Genomic DNA, 16,681 nt, shown 5'->3' with positions numbered 1-16,681 from the left:
AACTCCTTGGCCCACAGAACGACATGGCTACGACCCGACTTGCCGCAGCGGCGGCGCGGCGCGGGCGCCGGGGCGGGCGGAGGCGCCGACCGCCCGCCCCGGGGCGGCAAGCGGGATGCGCCGGGCTGAGCCGCGACTCGTCCGCGGGCCGCGCAGACCGCGGCGGTTCGGCCGCATCAACTGAATATTGAGTCAGCCAAGATCGCACTTTCCCACGTCCACCGGGGTCCGGCGTTGCGATTATCGCGAGCGCCCTGGTAACGTCGCCGACCGTGAGCGACTCGATCGACGTCGGCGGCGGGCCGGACCCGATGGCGGGCCTGCGCCAGCGGGTCCGCGAGCTCGTCCTGCTCTCAGGGCGGTCCCAGCGCGAATTCGCCGAAACCATGGGGCTGGAGCCCTCCAAGCTCTCCAAGTCGCTCAAGGGCATCCGGCGCTTCTCCGCCGAAGAGCTCATCCGCATCGCCGACACCGCCGACGTCACGGTGAACTGGCTGCTCAACGGCCGCGACGACGCGGCCACCGTCGTGGCCATCCCCCCGGGCCAGCAGTCCCCCGGCCCGGACGGGGCCGCCGTGCCCGCGCCGCGGTCGGGATCGGGCGACCGGCGGCGCCAGATCATCGAGGCCGCCTGGCAGCTCATCGCCGCCAACGGCTACCACTCCGTGCGCACCGCCGACATCGCACGCGCCTGCGGCACCTCCAGCGCCACCATCCACTACCACTTCCCCACCCTGCGCGACCTGCTGGACGAGGCGCTGCGCACCTCGGCCAAGCAGGCGTTCGACCGGCAGGTGGCGGTGCTGCACAGCATCCCCGACGCACGCGAGCGCCTCGACCGGCTCATCGAGCTGCAGCTGCCCAACCCCGGCCACCTCACGCTGGAGTGGTCGATCTGGATGCAGGTGTGGACCGAGTCCACGCTCCACCCCCATCTGCGCGAACTGCACGCCGGCTACTACCAGCGCTGGCACGACACCATCGCCCAGACCCTGCGCGACGGCGTCGCCCAAGGCGTCTTCCGCCACGTCGACACCGAGGCGACGACCACGCACCTCACCGCGCTCATCGACGGCCTGGCCATCCAGGTCCTCACCCGGCGCCCGGGGCGGACCGTGCAGCGCATGCGCGAGACCCTGCGCGAGTTCGTCGCGACCCGCATCGAAGGAGTCACGAACCAGTGAACGAGACCATGAACACCGACGTCATCCTCACCGCGGCGCTGACCGGCGCCGGCGACACGGTCGGCAAGAGCGAGCACGTGCCGGTGACCCCCGCCCAGATCGCCGAGTCGGCGGTCGCGGCCGCCGAGGCCGGCGCGAGCGCGGTGCACATCCACGTGCGCGACCCCGAGACCGGCGCGCCCTCCCGCGACAACGCGCTCTACCGCGAGGTCGTCGAGCGCATCAGGGAGACCGGCACCGACATCGTCGTCAACCTGACGGCGGGCATGGGCGGCGACCTGGTCATCGGCCAGGACGACCCGCTGGACGCCGCCGAGGGCACCGACCTGGTCAACGGCCTGGACCGGCTGCCCCACGTCGAGGAGCTGCTGCCCGACATCTGCACGCTCGACTGCGGCAGCGTCAACTTCGGCGACGGCAGCCTGGTCTACGTCTCCACGCCCGACATGCTCCGCGCCGGCGCCAAGCGCATCCAGGAGCTGGGCGTGCGCCCCGAGCTGGAGATCTTCGACACCGGCCAGCTGTGGTTCGCCAAGCGGATGCACGCCGAAGGGCTGATCGACGACCCGGCGATGTTCCAGCTCTGCACGGGCATTCCCTACGGCGCGCCCGCCGACCCGGGTGTGCTGCAGTCCATGGTCAACCTGCTGCCCGAGGGATCGCAGTGGGCCAGCTTCGCCATCGGGCGGATGCAGATGCCCTGGGTCGCGCAGTCGATCCTGCTGGGCGGGCACGCGCGCGTCGGCCTGGAGGACAACCTCTACCTCAGCCGGGGCGTGAAGGCGACCAACGCCCAACTAGTGGAGAAGGCCGCCGGGATCATCGAGTCGCTCGGCGCGCGCGTGTGCACGCCCGACGAGGCCCGCACCAAGCTCAAGCTGCGCAGCGCCCGCTAACGCCTCCCTCTCCCCCGCCACGCCTCCCCCGCCGCACCCGTTCACCGCTGACGACGAAGGGCTTTCGTGCTCCCCGACAACACCGAGTACACCGAGAACACCCTCCAACACGACCCGCAGCGCCCCGGGGCCGCGGCCGACCCCGAAGCCGTGCGCACCGTGGCGTGCGTGGGTGCCGGCGTCATCGGCGGCGGCTGGGTCGCGCACTTCCTGGCGCGCGGCTACCGTGTCGTGGCCTGGGACCCGGCCGAGGACGCCGAGGAGCGCCTGCGCGGGCTGGTCGACGCCGCGTGGCCCGCGCTGACCGGGCTGGGCCTGGCCGAGGGCGCCTCCCCCGACCGGCTCAGTGTCGTCGCCACGCTGGCCGAGGCGGTCGCCGACGCCGACTTCGTGCAGGAGAGCGCGCCCGAGCGGCTGGAGGTGAAGATCGGGCTGCTGGCCGAGATCGACGCGGCCGCGCCGGAGCACGTCGTCGTGGCCTCCTCGACCTCCGGTTACTCGATGACCGAGATGCAGGTCAAGGCCGCCCGCCCGGAGCGGCTGGTGGTGGGCCACCCGTTCAACCCGCCCTACCTGGTGCCGCTGGTGGAGGTCGTGGGCGGCGAGGCCACGGCACCCTGGGCGGTGGAGTGGGCCGCGGAGTTCTACCGCGCGGCGGGCAAGTCGGTGATCACCATGGACCGGGAGCTGCCCGGGTTCATCGGCAACCGCATCCAGGAGGCGGCCTGGCGCGAGGCGCTGCACATGGTCGACAACGGCGAGGCCACCGCCGAGCAGATCGACCTCGCGATGACCGCCGGACCCGGCTTGCGGTGGGCGTTCTTCGGGCCGTGCCTGACCTTCCACATGGCCGGCGGCGAAGGCGGGATGGCGCACATGCTCGACCATTTCGGACCGTCGCTCAAGGCGCCGTGGACGCGTCTGGAATCCCCCGAACTGACCGCCGAACTGCGCGACGCGATGGTGCGCGAGACCGACGAGGTCGTCTCCGGGCGCTCGACCGCCGACCTCATCGCCCAGCGCGACCGCAGGCTGATCGCCGTCATGCGCGCGCTGGCCGAGGTCGACGCCGAGGAGGAGCGCGAAGCGGCGGAGGCCGGCCGATGACGGCGGCGGCGCCGACGGCGCCCGAGGGCGGCGGGTACGCGGCCGTGCTGCGGCAGCGGGTGGCGCCGGAGTGGATCGACTACAACGGGCACCTCAGCGAGGCCTACTATGTGCTGATCTTCGGGTTCGCCACCGACGGCCTGATGGAGCGCGTCGGCCTGGGGCCCGACTACCGGCGCGAGACCGGGCGGTCGCTGTACACGGTCGAGGCCCACGTCCGCTACCTGCGCGAAGTCGGCGAGGGGAGCGAGGTCGAGGTCCGCACCCGCGTGGTCGCGGTCGGCGCGAAGAAGGTCCGGCTGTGCCACGAGATGTGGCTGGACGGCGGGCTCCGCGCCACCGAGGAGCTGATGGCGCTGCACGTCGACCAGCAGACGCAGTCGACGGTGCCCTTCCCCGAAACCGTGGCCGAGCGGCTGGCGGCGGCGGTGGGCGAGGCGCCCGACTACGCGGGCCGCGCGATCGGCTGACACCCGGGGGCGGCGGGGGCGCCGGGGACGGGTGCGGGCGCGGAGGCAACGACGCAAGGGCAATTCGGTCCGATTACCTCACCGAATGCGGTGACGTGGTGACCGGCGCCACTTCGACGGAATAGACTCCGAGAACCATCGGCCGACTTCCCCCCTGAAGAGGATGGCGATGCCCCGTTTCGAGTCCCCGGAGTTCATGAAGCGCGCCGGCGATGCTTACAACCCGATCGCCCCCGACATCAAGACCGAGAAGGCGAGTATCGCCCGGGTCTATTCGTATTATCTGGGCGGAAAAGACCACTTCGAAGCCGACCGGGAGATGGCCAACTACGCGGAATCGGTCGTCCCCGGCGTCACCGACCTCGCTCTGGGCAACCGGGCGTTCGTCCAGCGGGCCACCCGCTACCTCGCCTCCGAGCGGGGGGTGGACCAGTTCCTGGACATCGGCTCCGGTCTGCCCACCGACGGCAACGTGCACGAGATCGCCCACGAGTCCATGCCCGAAGCGCACGTGGTCTACGTCGACAACGACCCGATCGTGCTGGCGCACGCCCGGGCGCTGCTCGCCGACAACCACACCACCCTGGTCATCCGCAAGGACCTGACCCGGCCCGAGGAGGTCCTGGCCGAGGCGGAGCGCACCGGGCTGATCGACCTCAGCCGCCCCCTCGCGCTGATGCTCGGCGGCATCCTGCACCACCTCGGCGACGAGCAGGACCCCGACGGCATCGCCCGGCAGCTGCGCGACGCGCTGGCACCGGGCAGCTGCCTGGTGATCAGCCACTTCTGCGAGCCCGACCCCGCACAGCTCCCCGAGGACTCCGAGCGGGCCCGGCGCCTGCAGGCCGCCTTCCTGGAGCGGCTGAAGACCGGCATGTGGCGCAGCCCCGAGCAGATCCGCTCGTACTTCGGCGACTGGCGCCTGGTCGAGCCCGGCCTCGTCACGCTGAACCGGTGGCGCCCGCTCCCCCCGGACGCCAAGTCCATCGGCACCTACACCATGCCGCCCCGCAACGAGAACCTCATCGTCGGCGGTATCGCCGTCAAGCCCTGACTCCGCCCTGCAGCGCGGCCCCGCCGGCGTCCCGGGGCCCCGGCACCCTTCCGACGGGACCCGGCGCCCGAGCCGGGCGCGCCCCTGCCCTGGCCGCCCGCCCCGGGGTGCCGTCCCGTGCCCGGTGCTCGGTGCTGGTCCCAGGACGGGCCCGGCCACTGCCCACACCACAGGCCCACGAGCGCAGCAGCCACAGTCACCGGCCTCAGACTCGCGGCCAGAACAGCCCCGCACCGCCGACACCGCGGATTCGGCAAGCGTTGACACCGTTCGCCCGTCCGCTCCAGACGGCTCAGCTATCACAGACGCCACAACCCCGAGAGCAGCAGGCACAGTTCACCGGTTCCCGGCTCGCGGACGCGGCGTCCCCGGCACCCGCACGTTTATGCGTCGGCCCGCGAGGCGCCGCCGACCGCCGCCTCCAGCAGGTCCAGGAACCGCACCTGCCCTTTGACCAGCTTCGTCCGCGCCTCCTCCAGCCCGAACCACGCGGCGCGGTCGATCTCGGGAAACTCCGCCGTCCGCCCGGAACGCGGCGGCCACTCCATCTCGAAGGTGTTCCCCTCGATCCGGGTGGCGTCGAAGTCGCCTTCGAGCGCGAAGCAGCTGACGGTCTTGCCGCCGGACTGGCGCACCTCGCCCAGCGCGAACGGCTCGCCCGCCGGCGCGGGCCGCCCCAGCTCCTCGGCGAACTCCCGCAGCGCCGCGGCCAGCGGCTCCTCCTCGGCGGTGTACTCCCCCTTGGGCACCGACCAGGCATGCTCGTCCTTCTTCGCCCAGAAGGGCCCGCCCATATGCCCGAGCAGGACTTCGACCGCCCCGTCCCCACCGCGCCGATACAGCAGCAACCCGGCACTCGTTCTCGCCATACCCCCTCCTCTCCCCTCGGCCGAACCACGTCCACACCCACATGAGGCACCGACCCGCGGTAGCGTCAGGCCGATCCCCGGACCGGCATTCCGGCACAACCCCGCCGGCTACCTCAGCGCCCGGTCCGGCGCCCTAGTCGATCAGCTTCTCGTCCCTCGCCCACGGCTCGAACCCGCCGCGAGGAAACGGAAGCCGCATCCCCGTCTCACGGAGCGCGTCGAGGAGCACGGAGGCGTTGGCGACCGTGCAGTCACCGCGTCGGCACGCGTCGGCGACCAGACCGGCCGTCCCCCGCACGGCCAATCCGTGGCTCTCGGCGACCCTCCGGGCGTAGCGGTCGTCCATGACGAGTGTGCCGCCGTGGCACTCGGCGTAGGCGCACAGTGTGGTCTCGCCGATGTTGTGGTCGTCGGACAGGCCCATGCGCCTTCCCCACCGGCTGAAGGCGGCGAGCATCGGCAGCGTGTCGCAGTCGACGACCGACATCCACCCGGCCGCGCGCACGGCTGCGGCCGCCGCGGCGTCGTTGCGGGCCACCTCCTCGACGACCGCGCGCGTTGTCACCGAGACGGATCCGCGGACCAGGTTTCCCAGGACGTCGAGCCGGTCCGCCTTGGCGGAGTGGAGCAATGGGGAGGCGTCGAAGAGCAGGGGGTCGGACGAGGTCAATCTGCGGCTTCCTCGGTGAGTTCCTCGGTGGTGACCTGACCGCGCATCATCTCGACGGCCCGCGCGGGCGTGATCGCCGCCGCACGCAAGGCCGCGACCACCGCCGAGGCGTAGCGCGGCGGGACGCGGACCGAGGCCAGATCCGGCTGCGGCTTCCACCCCAGGGCGTCTCTGAACTCAACGTCGGTCGGTGTACACGCCCGCAGCCTGCGCGCCTCGTCCCAGCCCACACCGCCGGTGCGCCTGAGCTGCGTGACCGCCAACGTCCACGAGACCCGGTAGGTGGCCGAAACCCGGACGAGCGCCTCGCGACGCGCCTCCTCGTCCGCCTCCTCGCCCACCGGGCTCACACAGCCACCGGGGAGCAGGAACTCGGCGGCGAACGCCTCGACGGCTCTCTCCCGCTCCTCGCGGGAGGCGTGCACGCCCAGGTCACTGGAGAACTCGTCGCCGAGCACCATGTGGCCCAGCTCGTGGGCTCCGGTGCTCCGGCGGCGCCCCGGCGCCTGGTCGCCGCTTACCACGGCCGCCGCGATCTCGCCGTCGATGAGAGACGCGCCCTCGGTGCGGAGGGGCACCACCGCCACGAACTGCCCGGCCCGCTCGCACACGTCCGCGACCGAGTCGACAGGCCCCTCTCCGAGCCCCAGCTCGCCACGCAGCCACCCCGCGGCGCGCCGCGCTCCGTCGACGTCGGTCACCCGCTGCCGGCAGCGCAGCAGCCGCGGGACGCGCAGAAAACCGTCGTCGACCAACTGCCGCACATCACGCAGCCACTCCGACAGCACGGCTTCGGCCCGGTGCGCCTCCCGGGCGGCGTCGCTGTCTCCCGAGCTGGCGGCCTCGGCTAGCGCGGAGCGGCGCGAGACGACCTCGGGAGCGGGGTCGAGGAAGGAGGACAGGGGCCAGTGAAGCGCACGCGCGATCCGCGTGAGCTCGACAGCGTCGACCCGCCGGTCCCCCTTCTCCAGCTTGGAGACCATGCTCCGCTCAAGGCCGATCGCGTCGGCGAGCGCCTGCTGCGACAGCCCGGCCGCCGCCCGCCCCACCCGCACGCGCTCACCGATCAGCGCCCAGCTCAGCTCCTCCTGCATATGTGCGATCATCGCACAACCGGAAGGCGTTGTTAACGGCATCAGCAGGACCACCACCGCGCAGGCCACCGCCCAAGCCCCCTGGTCGCACGCCGTCCTCAATGCCCACCTGCGAAGACAGTGCCGCCGCACGCAGATCCCCGAGGGTGCCGCCGTCGGACTCGGCCGTGACGAGGGCCGTGGGTGCCCCCTGGATCGCCCGACCTGCCCGCCGTTGTGGATCTACTCAACGGCATCGGTAACCTGCCGCTGCCGGAAGTAGCGGCGGATTGGGGGAAACGCGCTGGGATCGCTTCATCGCCGAGGAGTCCGGAGCGGACCTCCTACGCGGTGACACGCTCCTGGTCACCGACCTCAATCCGAACGAATCCGTTCCTGCAAGCCCTCGCACAGAGCGCGCGCACGAGGGGCGAGGCCGGTGCGGGAGCGGCTCACGCCGCACCAAGCCCGCGAAACGCCAACAGGCCCCTCTCCCAGATGGGAAAGGGGCCTGTGCGGACTGATGCCGTGGACGTGCTACTAGGGGTTAACCGTTTAGGCACGGGTTCTAGTAGTGCGTCTCTGGCTCCCGCGACTGGACTCGAACCAGTAACCTGCCGGTTAACAGCCGGCTGCTCTGCCGATTGAGCTACGCGGGATCGGACCCTGACGCCTGCTGGCAGGGCGTTCCCCGCCGCGGCGACACGACTAGACTAGCGCATACGCAGGTGTGCTCGTGACAGGTTTTCCGGGCGCAAGGGGGTAGCGTCAGGGGGCAGGGCGGCACCGTCGACGGAAGAGGGACCTATGCGCTACCGGATCACGTTCGCTGCCGGACTCGCTGTTGGCTACGTGCTGGGGGCCAAGGCGGGCAAGACACGCTACGAGCAGATCGTCCGCGCGGCCCGGAGGGTTGCCGAGAGCCCGGCCGTGCAGGAGACCGCCGGGGTCGTCGGCGCTCAGGTCAGCGGGGCGGGCAAGGCCGTGTACGGCAAGGTGGCCGAGCGCATGCCCGTCTCCTCGCTCAAGGACTTCCTGGCCCGGCCCACCGACGAGGAGGCCGCGGAGCTGAGCGGCACCGGCCCGGACGGCGCTGTGCGGGGCAGCGGGCTGAACGGCTCCGACTCCGGCCGCCGCTGATCCCCGTGCGCCTGACGCGACGCCGCGCGCTGCCCGAGGACCTGCGCTCCCGGGTGTCCCTCCGGCGCGGCGAACGCGTCCTCGCGCTGACCGGCGGGGGCGAGCGCGCGCTGGTGGCCACCGACCGGGCGCTGCACCTGCCCGACGGCCGCGCCGTGCCCTGGGAGCACATCGACCGCGCCCGCTGGTCGGAGGAGGGCTTCACCTTCACCGAAGAGGGATACGGCCGCCGGGTCTACGACGTGGAGGAGCCGGGGCGGCTGGCCGAGGTCGTCTACGAGCGGGTGACGGCCACGATCGTCGTCTCCCGGCGCTTCTCGCTGGAAGGCCGCGAGGGGGAGGAGGACGGCGGCGCGGGCTTCCGGCTCGTGGCGCGGCGCCCGCCCGGCGGGGCGGACATCACCTGGCAGGTGCACGTCGACGAGGGCGTCGACCCGAAGGACCCCGGGGTCGCCGCCCGGGCCTCCGCCGCGCTCATCTCCCTGCGCGAGCAGATGGGGGTGTAAGCCCACCCCGGCCACCCCCAACGCCGAGGCCGCGCCGCCGAGACCGGGCCCCTACCCGGCCCCACGCCGCGGCCGCCGACCGCCCCGCGGCCCCCGCCGCGCTCGCCTCCCTGCACGAGCAGATGGGGGTGTAAGCCCACCCCGGCCACCCCCAACGCCGAGGCCGCGCCGCCGAGACCGGGCCCCTACCCGGCCCCGCGCCGCGGCCGCCGACCACCCTGCGGCCCCCGCCGCCCCTACCGCTCCCGGTCCGGCTCCTTTCGCTCGGCCTCCTTGCGGGCCAGGCCGTCGGCCAGAACCTCCGCCAGATGGCGGGCCGGGCGGCCGGCCTCCTGGTCGATCTGGGTGCGGCAGCTGAAGCCGTCCGCCAGCACCAGCGTCTCGGGGTCGGCCTCGCGCACCGCCGGCAACAGCACCCGCTCCCCCACGGCCTTGGACACCTCGTAGTGCCCGTCCTCGAAGCCGAAGTTGCCGGCCAGGCCGCAGCACCCCGACTCCAGCACGTCGCCGTCGATCCCGGCGCGCTCCATCAGCTTGCGGTCGGCGTCGAAGCCGATGACCGCGTGCTGGTGGCAGTGCACCTGGCTGATCGCGCGGGCGTCCACGCGCGGCGGCTCCCAGTCCGGGGCGTAGGCGGCGAGGAACTCCGAGAGCGTGTACACCGACGCGGCGACCCGCTCGCTGGCCGGCCCCGGCAGCAGCTCCTGCAGGTCCGAACGCAGCGCCGCCGTGCAGCTGGGCTCCAGCCCGACGACCGGCAGCCCCGCCTCCACGTGCGGGGCGAGGGCTCGCAGCGCGCGGCGCATCACCTGCCGGGCGACGCCGAGCTGGCCGGTGGAGACCCAGGTCAGGCCACAGCACACCTGCCCTTCCGGCAGCACCACGCGGAACCCGGCGTCCTCCAGCACCCGCACCGCCGCGGCGGGCACCTGCGGGGTCAGGTAGTTGCCGAAGGTGTCGGGCCACAGCACCACCGTGCCGCGCTCCGGGCGAGCCGGCGCTGCGCCGCCCTCCCCTGTGCGCGGCGCGGCCACGCCGCGCCGGCCCAGCACGCCGCCGAGCAGCCCTCCGCCGCGCCGCGGCTCGCCTCCCGCGCCCGCCGCGCGCCGCGCGCGGCGGCGGAACCACCGGGTGAAGGTCGTACGCGCGAACTCGGGGATGCTGCGCTGCGGCGCGATGCCGCCGATCCGCTTCAGCGCCTCGCTGAGCACGCGCGCACCGCCCGCCCGGTTGACCTCCGCCGGGGCCACCGCCGCCAGGCGCGCCCACACCGGCAGCCACCCCATCGAGTAGTGCGAGGCCGGCCGCACGCGCCCCCGGTAGTGGTGGTGCAGGAACTCGGCCTTGTAGGCGGCCATGTCCACGTTCACCGGGCAGTCGCTGCGGCAGCCCTTGCACGACAGGCACAGGTCCAGGCTGTCGCGCACCTCCTCCGAGGCCCAGCCGTCGGTGATCACCTCGCCGTTGACCATCTCGAACAGCGCCCGGGCGCGCCCGCGCGTGGAGTCCTTCTCGTTGCGGGTGACCATGTAGCTGGGGCACATCACGCCCGGCCCCTCGTGGCGCCGGCACTTGCCCACGCCCACGCAGCGGCGCATGGCGCGCGCGAAGTCGCCCTGGTCCTCGGGGTAGTCGAGCACGGTCAGCGGGCCGCTGGTCACGGCGGCCTGGCGCAGGTCGGCGTCCATCGGCAACGGGTCGACGATGATGCCCGGGTTCATCCGGTTGCGCGGGTCCCACAGCGACTTGAACTCGCTGAACGCGCGCACGACCCGGTCGCCGTACATCCGCGGCAGCAGCTCGGAGCGGGCCTGGCCGTCGCCGTGCTCGCCGGAGACCGAGCCGCCGTGCTCGGCGACGAGGTCGGCGGCGTCCTCCATGAACGAGCGGAACTTCCCGCGCCCCTGCGCGTCGCCCAGCCCGAAGTCCACCCGCACGTGCAGGCATCCCTCGCCGAAGTGGCCGTAGACCACGCCCCGGTAGCCGTAGTCGTCCATCAGCCGGTCGTAGGAGCGCAGGTAGGAGCCCAGGCGCTCGGGCGGGACGGCGGCGTCCTCCCAGCCGGGCCAGGCCTCGGTGCCGTCGGGCGCGCGGGTCGCCAGGCCGGAGCCTTCTTCGCGGATGCGCCACAGCGCCCGCGCGTGCGCGGGGTCGACCACCACCGCCGAGTCCAGCGGCCGCGCGGCGCCCGACAGCGAGCGCAGCATCGCCTTGCCGCGCTCCTCCGCCTCGGCGCGGTCGGCGCCGCCGACCTCGACCATCAGCCAGGCCGCGCCGGAGGGCAGCTCGGTGCGCCCGCGGCCCGGTTGCCGTACACGCGAGACCAGCTGCTCGTTGAGCCCTTCGACGGTGAGCGGGCCGTGCTGGAGCAGCTCGGGGACCGCGTCCGCGGCCGCCGGGGCGTCCTGGTAGCCCAGCACGACCAGGATGCGCGACGGCGGCGACTCCACCAGCCGCACCGTCGCGCCGAGCACCGTCACACAGCTGCCCTCGGTGCCGACGAGCGAGCGGGCGATGTGGCCGCCGTTCTCCGGCAGCAGCCGGTCCAGCGAGTATCCCGACACCCGCCGCGACAGCTGGGGCATGCCGGTGCGCAGGTCGCCCATGTAGGTGTTGACGAGGTCGCGCAGCGCGGCGTAGATCCGGCCCTCGCGGGCGGGCAGCGCGGCCAGCCGGTCGAGCTCGTCGCGGCCGGTCGCCCCGACGGTCATTCGTGTGCCGTCGTGCAGCAGCACGTCCAGCGACTCGACGTTGTCGGCCGTGGTCCCCCAGGCGACCGAGTGGGAGCCGCAGGAGTTGTTGCCGATCATCCCGCCCATGGTGCACCTGCTGTGGGTGGAGGGGTCGGGGCCGAAGGTGAGCCCGTGCGGCGCCGCGGCGGCGCGCAGGTCGTCGAGGACGACGCCGGGCTGGACGCGGGCGGTGCGGCGGCCCGGGTCGACCTCCTCGATCGCCGTGAGGTGGCGGGAGGTGTCGATCACCAGGCCCTCGCCGATGGAGTTGCCGGCGATGCTGGTCCCCCCGCCGCGCGGGGTCAGCGGCACCCCGTAGGCGTCGCACGCGGCCACGGCGGCGACGACGTCGTCGACCGTGCGCGGCACCACCACGCCGAGGGGCACGTGGCGGTAGTTGGAGGCGTCCTGGGTGTAGAGCGCCCTGGCTTGGGAGTCGAACGCGACGGTCCCGGAGACGTCGCGGCGCAGTGCGCGGCCGAAGCCTTCGAGATCGATGTCGGGCAGGGCGGTCGGGGAGGTCGTGTCGGGCATGATCCCAGCGTGGCGCGGGTCGCGTGGTGAGACAACCGGGACGCGGCGGCGATTCCTGACGGTAGGTGGCGGCTTTCGGGGAGAAGCTGGCCCGTATGGACGAGATCCCGACGCGGACGCCCTCCGCCGCCCCCACCGCAGAGCCCGTCTCCTGGGCGGAGTTCTCCGCCGCCGAACCCGCCTTCGCGGCCGAGGTGCGCTCGGTGTTCGCCGCCGCCGAGCACCACGTGCTGGCGACGCTGCGCGCGGACGGATCACCCCGCGTGAGCGGTACCGAGGTGAACCTGGGCGGGGCGGAGCTGCTGCTGGGCTCGATGCCCGGCGCCCGCAAGGCGCGGGACCTGCAGCGCGACGGCCGCCTGGCGCTGCACGCCGCACCCGGGCCGATGGACACCGGCGACGCCAAGATCGCCGGCGCCGCGGTGGAGGTGACGAACCCGGAGGAGGCGCGCGCCCTGTTCGCCGACCCCGGCGCCGACCCGGGTGAGTCCCACCTGTTCCGCGTCCTCATCGGCGAGGTCGTGCTGACCTCGGTCACGGCAGGCAGGCTGCGCATCCGCCACTGGCGCCCGGGACGCGGCCTCGCCGACGACTACCGCGACTGAGGGCCCGGCGGCTCCCGGTCCGGCGCACCCGGCCGAGCCCGGCGGACCGCGGCACCGCAGAGCCCGGCCGGGCACGGGTCCCCGGGCGTGTTCGACTGGTCCGCCCCCAGCGGGCGGCACACTCGGGTGCGCCCCGCCCGGGGCGCGAAGCGCCGTCCTTCCGGCGCGGGGCCCTGCGGCAGGGACCGGCCGTGCCGCTCTCGCAGGACCGGGGAAAGAGCCGGGGCGGGGTCCCCGCCGACCGGCGAGAACGCAGCGGGCGTGGTGCCGGGGCGCCGGGCCCCGGCAGCGCCCGGCGCGGGTGCCGGCCGATGCCGCCTACAGCAGCCGGGCCAACCGGGCGCCGCTGCGTCGGCGGGGGATCAGGCCACCATCGCCGAGCCGGGCGACCAGGCCGCCCACCGCAGGGCGCGGGGATCGGCGGGCGGCAGGCCCCCGGCCTTCGACCGCGAGGGGGTGCGTGTGCGCGTGCCGCCCCGCAGCGCCACGCGGTGGAGTGCGCGACCAACGGGCTCAAGCAGCATCAGGGCCGTGCCACGCGCTACGACAAGCTCCGCGTTCGCTACGCGGCCACGGTCCCGATCGCGATCATCAACGACTGGCTCTGACTTCCAAGGCAGGCCCTAGCGGCGCGTGTCCGGGCCGCCGCCCGGGTCGAGGCTTGTGTCCATCGCGCGCACGAGCTCGCCTTCGGGGTCCATGTCCAGATTCCACAGCATGAGCCCGCCGAGGCCGCGCTCGCGGACGTAGGCGCCCTTGGCGGCCACGGTCGCGGGTGTGTCGTAGGACCACCACTCACCGCCGTCGACCAGCCAGTACGCGGCGTTGACCGGGTCGAGGAAGCGCCGCCCGTCGCGCCGCTGCAGCTCGGCGTAGGAGGCGGCGTCCTCGCCGTACTCGCCCGAGGCCGGAGCCTCGGCGGTCTCGCCGCGGCCGAACGAGGGGCTTCGGGGCACGCCCCGCCAGCCGCGGCCGAAGCCGGGGAAGCCCACCACGAGCTTCTCGGCGGGCAGGCCGTGGCCCAGATAGCCCTGGACGGCGCTGTGCACGCTCTCCGCGGGCGCGGCGGCCTCGCCCGCGTAAAGCTGGGCGTGGTGCCCGGTCACGTCGCTCCAGGGCCCGGTGAGGTCGTAGCCCTGCACCGTGGCGAGATCCAGCGGTTCGAAGGCCTCGGCCTCATAGCCCGCCTCCATCCGCCCGGTGTCGCCGGGCAGGGAGGCCGACAGCGTGTACTCCCGGCCGGTCTCGCGCTCCAGGGCGTCGAGCTGGCGCCGGAACTCGCGCACGAGCAGGGTGAAGTTCCGCCGGTCCTCGGGGTGCTCGACGTTGTCGGCGTGGCCGTCGCCGCCGGGCCACTCCCAGTCCAGGTCGACACCGTCGAAGACGCCGGCCGCCGCGCCCCGGCCGCCCTGCGGCTCGCCGTCGCGCACCGGCAGGTCGCCGCGCAGCCACAGGTCCAGGCAGGAGGAGACGAACTCCTCGCGCGAGCGCTCGGTGCGCGCCGCCGTGGAGAAGTGGGTGGAGGTGTTCCAGCCGCCCAGCGAGATGCTGGCGCCGAGGTCCGGGTGCTGCTCGCGCAGCTTGCGCAGCTGGTTGAGGCCGCCGGCGAGCCGCTGCCCGTAGGAGTCGGCGCGGCCGTCGACGCTGCCGGCGGCGTCGTAGCGCCGCTGGTACAGCTCCCAGGCCGCGTCGTCGGGGATGTGGCAGCGGCCTTGCGCGTCGATCTCGCCGAAGGCCCACATCAGCCGGGTGAGCCGGGCCGCCGCGCCGCTGTCGGCGACGTCGGCGATGCTGTAGCCGCGGGCGGCGGTGTTCCAGTCGGCGAAATAGGCGATGCGGTGCACGGTGCTCGGTCCGCTCCTGAGGGCGTCGACGGCGGCCAGGGCGCCCGCTGCGAGCACGGCGGTCAGCGCCGCGGCCCCCGCACCCAGCAGCAGCCGGCCGGTACGGGTGTGCGGCGCGCGCGACCGCCGCCTCTGCGCACTCGCCGGGTCCATCACACCCGCCAACGTAGCGCCGCGAGCGGGCGGCGCGCCGGGCCGGATCCGGCCGCCGCCGGAAAACCGGCCCGGCGCTCAGGACTCCAGGAAGTCGCGCAGCGTCTTGGCCAGGGACGGATGGCGCAGCTTGGCCAGGGTCTTGGCCTCGATCTGGCGGATGCGCTCGCGGGTGACCCCGAACTCCTGGCCGACCTCCTCCAGCGTGTGCTGGTGTCCGTCGCGCAGGCCGAAGCGCAGCTGGATGATGCGCTGCTCGCGGTCGCTGAGGCCGCCGAGCAGCGCCACCAGCTGGTCCTGCAGCATGGTGAACGCGGCGGCGTCGGCGGGCACGACGGCGTCGGTGTCCTCGATGAAGTCGCCGAAGTCGGAGTCCTCCTCGCCGATGGGGGCCTGCAGCGACACGGGCTCCTGGGCGATGCGCTGGATCTCCTGGACCCGGTCGTCGCCGAACCCGAGCTCGCGCGAGATCTCGGCGGGGGTGGGTTCGCGGCCCAGCTCCTGGTGCAGTTGGCGCTGCACCCGCAGGAGCCGGTTGATGGTCTCGACCATGTGCACCGGGATGCGGATGGTGCGCGCCTGGTCGGCGATGGCCCGGGTGATGGCCTGCCGGATCCACCAGGTGGCATAGGTCGAGAACTTGAAGCCTTTGGTGTAGTCGAACTTCTCGACCGCGCGGATCAGCCCGAGGTTGCCCTCCTGCACCAGGTCAAGCAGCAGCAGGCCGCGGCCCAGGTAGCGCTTGGCGATGGAGACCACCAGGCGCAGGTTGGCCTCGATGAGCCGCGCCTTGGCGCGCTCGCCTTCGTCGACGATGAGTTCGAGGTCCAGCGCCTCGTCGGGCGCCGTGCGGGGTCCGGGCCGGCGCAGCTTCTCGGCGGCGAAGAGGCCGGCTTCGATGGATTTCGCGAGGTCTACTTCTTCTTCTGCCGTGAGCAGCGGAACGCGCCCGATCTCACGCAGGTAGATGCGCACGAGGTCGCCGGCTGGTGCTCTGCGCCCGAGGTCGGAGGCCGGGGCGGGGTCGTCCTCAGCGGCGGGGTCGACGACGTCGACGCCCTGCTGGGCGAGACCGCGCACCACCTGGTCCAGCGACTCGGGAGGGGCGTCGAGGCGGTCGAGGACGGCGGCGACGTCGGCCACGGTCACCGTCTCCCCGGAGCCCGCGCCCGCGACCAGTTGCGCCACCTGGGTGATCGGTGGCATTTCGCCGGGCAGCACCGTTAGAGCCACCCTTACAGTGTGCCTGACCGGGGCGCGCAATAGTGAGGACTATTTTTGTCACCTGCGTGCTACGTGGCACCTGCCGACCGCTCGCGCATCAGGCGCCGCTCCTGCTCAACGGACATCAGCTCGGTGAATACCCGCTGGTACTCCTCGGCCTGAGCGGAGGGGTCCAGCCGCCCCAGGCGCGACTTCAGGTTTGCCACTCGGCGATTGATGGAATGAATCTTAATTGTGCCCAGAATTTCCTGGGCGTAATGCTCGTCGAGTTCTCCGTAGACCTCCATCGGCTCGACCGCCAGCCGGGTGACGAACGCCCGCTGCGCTTCGTCGGAGGCCGCGTCGCACAGCCCGGCCGCCCACTGCTGGGCCTCGCCCGCCGCGGCCACCCCGCCGCGGGCGCTGATCAGCTCGTAGACGGCGCGGTGCTGGGGGACACTGAACGACTCGGCGCCCAGCTCGTCGAACTCGGCGGCCAGCGCCGGGTACTGCACGGCGATCTTCAGCGCTTGGCGCTCGCGCTGCAGCGAGGGGTCGCGCAGGTCGTAGGGTGCGGACTCGGCGGCGCCCGGCGGCGCCTGGGCCGCGGGCCGCCGGGCCGACCCGCCGCCCGGGCGGCC

Annotated in this window: 14 protein-coding genes, 1 tRNA gene and 1 pseudogene; 8 read left to right on the top strand and 8 right to left on the bottom strand. The window is 73.4% G+C overall.

Annotation, left to right across the window (positions count from 1 at the left end; all coding sequences use genetic code 11):
- Positions 1-311 precede the first annotated feature (311 nt).
- From ABEA15_RS24960 to ABEA15_RS24940, 5 genes are all read left to right on the top strand, one after another.
- Positions 312-1,184, top strand: coding sequence for a TetR/AcrR family transcriptional regulator (locus ABEA15_RS24960; RefSeq protein ID WP_344140766.1), 873 nt, complete (start codon positions 312-314; stop codon positions 1,182-1,184).
- Positions 1,181-2,080 carry a beta-keto acid cleavage family enzyme gene (locus ABEA15_RS24955; protein WP_344140416.1) on the top strand — a complete coding sequence of 300 codons (900 nt, stop codon included), beginning with the start codon at positions 1,181-1,183 and terminating at the stop codon, positions 2,078-2,080. The genes ABEA15_RS24960 and ABEA15_RS24955 overlap by 4 nt, the downstream gene beginning before the upstream one ends.
- 150 nt (positions 2,081-2,230) lie before the next feature.
- Positions 2,231-3,187 (top strand): 3-hydroxyacyl-CoA dehydrogenase NAD-binding domain-containing protein, encoded by a 957-nt coding sequence (locus tag ABEA15_RS24950; protein WP_345559468.1) that lies wholly within the window; start codon positions 2,231-2,233, stop codon positions 3,185-3,187.
- On the top strand, positions 3,184-3,657 hold the full coding sequence (locus ABEA15_RS24945) for a thioesterase family protein (protein ID WP_345559464.1): 474 nt from the start codon (positions 3,184-3,186) through the stop codon (positions 3,655-3,657). Before ABEA15_RS24950 ends, ABEA15_RS24945 begins: the two co-directional genes overlap by 4 nt.
- Positions 3,658-3,826: 169 nt before the next feature.
- Positions 3,827-4,711 carry an SAM-dependent methyltransferase gene (locus ABEA15_RS24940; RefSeq protein WP_345559462.1) on the top strand — a complete coding sequence of 295 codons (885 nt, stop codon included), beginning with the start codon at positions 3,827-3,829 and terminating at the stop codon, positions 4,709-4,711.
- Between the two features lie 383 nt (positions 4,712-5,094).
- Here ABEA15_RS24940 and ABEA15_RS24935 read toward each other — a convergent pair whose 3' ends face one another.
- From ABEA15_RS24935 to ABEA15_RS24920, 4 genes are all read right to left on the bottom strand, one after another.
- Positions 5,095-5,580: an NUDIX hydrolase gene (locus tag ABEA15_RS24935; protein WP_345559460.1), complete on the bottom strand. Its 486-nt coding sequence runs from the start codon at positions 5,578-5,580 to the stop codon at positions 5,095-5,097.
- A gap of 133 nt (positions 5,581-5,713) precedes the next feature.
- Complete coding sequence (locus tag ABEA15_RS24930) at positions 5,714-6,250, bottom strand: PIN domain-containing protein (protein WP_344140425.1); 537 nt, start codon at positions 6,248-6,250, stop codon at positions 5,714-5,716.
- Positions 6,247-7,356: a helix-turn-helix domain-containing protein gene (locus ABEA15_RS24925; RefSeq protein ID WP_345559458.1), complete on the bottom strand. Its 1,110-nt coding sequence runs from the start codon at positions 7,354-7,356 to the stop codon at positions 6,247-6,249. Before ABEA15_RS24925 ends, ABEA15_RS24930 begins: the two co-directional genes overlap by 4 nt.
- A gap of 550 nt (positions 7,357-7,906) precedes the next feature.
- A tRNA-Asn gene (locus tag ABEA15_RS24920) sits at positions 7,907-7,982 on the bottom strand.
- Between the two features lie 148 nt (positions 7,983-8,130).
- Between ABEA15_RS24920 and ABEA15_RS24915 the strand changes: the two genes are divergently transcribed.
- Entirely contained in the window at positions 8,131-8,463 is a 333-nt protein-coding gene (locus tag ABEA15_RS24915) for a hypothetical protein (protein ID WP_344140429.1), read from the top strand.
- Positions 8,464-8,468: 5 nt separating this feature from the next.
- Complete coding sequence (locus tag ABEA15_RS24910; protein ID WP_345559456.1) at positions 8,469-8,969, top strand: hypothetical protein; 501 nt, start codon at positions 8,469-8,471, stop codon at positions 8,967-8,969.
- A gap of 236 nt (positions 8,970-9,205) precedes the next feature.
- Here ABEA15_RS24910 and ABEA15_RS24905 read toward each other — a convergent pair whose 3' ends face one another.
- A complete protein-coding gene (locus tag ABEA15_RS24905) occupies positions 9,206-12,235 on the bottom strand; it encodes an FAD-binding and (Fe-S)-binding domain-containing protein (protein WP_345559454.1) in 3,030 nt (1,009 codons plus the stop codon).
- Positions 12,236-12,330: 95 nt separating this feature from the next.
- On the opposite strand from ABEA15_RS24905, the gene ABEA15_RS24900 reads away from it, so the two are divergent.
- Positions 12,331-12,840 (top strand): pyridoxamine 5'-phosphate oxidase family protein, encoded by a 510-nt coding sequence (locus ABEA15_RS24900; protein ID WP_345559452.1) that lies wholly within the window; start codon positions 12,331-12,333, stop codon positions 12,838-12,840.
- Between the two features lie 623 nt (positions 12,841-13,463).
- Here the strand turns inward: ABEA15_RS24900 and ABEA15_RS24895 are convergent.
- The 3 genes and pseudogenes from ABEA15_RS24895 to ABEA15_RS24885 all read right to left on the bottom strand — a co-directional run.
- Positions 13,464-14,837 carry a glycoside hydrolase family 18 protein gene (locus tag ABEA15_RS24895; RefSeq protein WP_345559451.1) on the bottom strand — a complete coding sequence of 458 codons (1,374 nt, stop codon included), beginning with the start codon at positions 14,835-14,837 and terminating at the stop codon, positions 13,464-13,466.
- Positions 14,838-14,915: 78 nt separating this feature from the next.
- Positions 14,916-16,043: an RNA polymerase sigma factor RpoD gene (gene rpoD / locus ABEA15_RS24890; RefSeq protein WP_345559466.1), complete on the bottom strand. Its 1,128-nt coding sequence runs from the start codon at positions 16,041-16,043 to the stop codon at positions 14,916-14,918.
- A gap of 86 nt (positions 16,044-16,129) precedes the next feature.
- Positions 16,130-16,681 (bottom strand): annotated as a pseudogene (locus ABEA15_RS24885) (DNA primase); the annotation flags it as partial.

The sequence above is a fragment of the Streptomonospora halophila genome, from assembly GCF_039542725.1.
Lineage (GTDB): Bacteria > Actinomycetota > Actinomycetes > Streptosporangiales > Streptosporangiaceae > Streptomonospora > Streptomonospora halophila.
This window is presented reverse-complemented; position numbering and strand designations above follow the sequence as displayed.